This is a genomic window from Bacillus cereus group sp. N6 (genome assembly GCF_016483705.1).
Taxonomy (GTDB): domain Bacteria; phylum Bacillota; class Bacilli; order Bacillales; family Bacillaceae_G; genus Bacillus_A; species Bacillus_A wiedmannii.
Window position 1 is genome coordinate 1 of the sequence record NZ_JAEHBI010000157.1, and the last position, 1581, is coordinate 1581.

Below are 1581 nucleotides of genomic sequence, written 5' to 3' on the forward strand. Positions count from 1 at the left end.
TTTTTCTGTGAAAAGACTTGATTCAACATTTCAAACTTCGTATGTACTGTAGGGAGCAGGAACCTTGATATGTGTGTCTAGCGACTTAAAAAAAGGCATAAATAAATAAGCCACATGTTATTAAAATTTTTTAACAGTAGCGAAAAAAATATGAACTTGAGTTGATTACCTTAAGAAAGAACTTTTGAATACTCAATAAATCCAGATCGTTGATCTAGTATGTGATAGATAATTTTAATGACTTTATGCGCAATGGCAATAAGTGCTTTCTTTTTACCTCTTCGTGCAGCAAGAGACCAATACTTTCCTGATAACCATGTATGACGAGTTCTCGAGATGGCCCATGCTACTTCACAAAGCATGGATTGAATGTGTGGATTTCCTTTTGTTGTTCGAGAACTTTTTTTCTTGCCAGCACTTTCATGATTTCCAGGTGATAAGCCTGCCCATGAAGCCAGGTGCTGGGCGGATGGAAATTGTCTCATTTCGACACCGATTTCTGCAATAATGCTTGCGGTAGCATGTTTTTTCACCCCTGGAATCGTTAAAAGGAGTTCAACTTGCTCTGAATAAGGTAAAAGAAGCTCATCAATTTTTTCTTCTAGTTGTTCAATGGACTCTTCGAGAAATAAGATGTGATTCCAAGACTGACGAATAAGAAAAATTTGATGTGGATTCAGTGTTCCAAATAAAGATTCTGTAATCTGAGATGCCTTCGGCATCATGCTTCCATGAATATTTTCTTCTACCTCATGTGAGTTAACATATCCTTGTTCCACAAGGCGAGTTAATAATTTACGACCAGATACACCGAATACATCAGAGATAATAGAACCTAGTTTAATGTTGGAACATTCTAAAGTTTTTTGAATACGATTTTTTTCAGCAGTCATATTGCCAATCATTTTCTTACGTAACCGTGTTAAATCACGAAGTTCTCGAATGTCTGATGGAGGTACGAAACTTTTTTCGATTAGTCCATATCGAAGGAGTTTGGCAATCCATTCAGCATCCGCTACATCTGTTTTCCGCCCTGGCACATTTTTTATTCTTTGTGCATTGGCAAGGGTAATATCAAAATAATCTTCTAAAATGTTGAAAACGGGCTTCCAGTAGATACCGGTGCTTTCCATCGCAAGATGGGTAATATGGAGCTCTTCGAGCCATTGAAGCATTTCAAATAAATGTTTTGTGAAAGTAGGAAATGTACGAATTTCCTTTGTAAGTTCTGTCTCAGAATTTCCAATATAAATACAAACAACAATTTCTTTCTGATGGACATCAAGTCCAGCACAATGAGAATGTAAAGTTTCCAATGCATGAACCTCCCAAATAGATATGAGATGGATGACCGAAATAATTGGAATTTCAACATTTTTCTGTTCGTGATCAGAATGAATCTGTCAACAAAGGGGTGTGCACCAAATTATTTCTTACAGTTTATTTTACAGGGTAAATCCACCATAAAAAGCCACGTACTAAAGTATCCATCTATATAACCAGTATGGAAAGCTTGGAAAATAAATAGTCCCACCCCTTTTCATATATGGGTGGGACTGTAAAGTCATGATTGTTTATTTT

General features: G+C 36.3%; 1 protein-coding gene. It reads right to left on the bottom strand.

Annotated elements, in window-relative coordinates:
• Positions 1-170 precede the first annotated feature (170 nt).
• Positions 171-1316, bottom strand: coding sequence for an IS110 family RNA-guided transposase (locus JDS99_RS30580; protein ID WP_199696466.1), 1146 nt, complete (start codon positions 1314-1316; stop codon positions 171-173).
• Between the last annotated feature and the right edge of the window lie 265 nt (positions 1317-1581).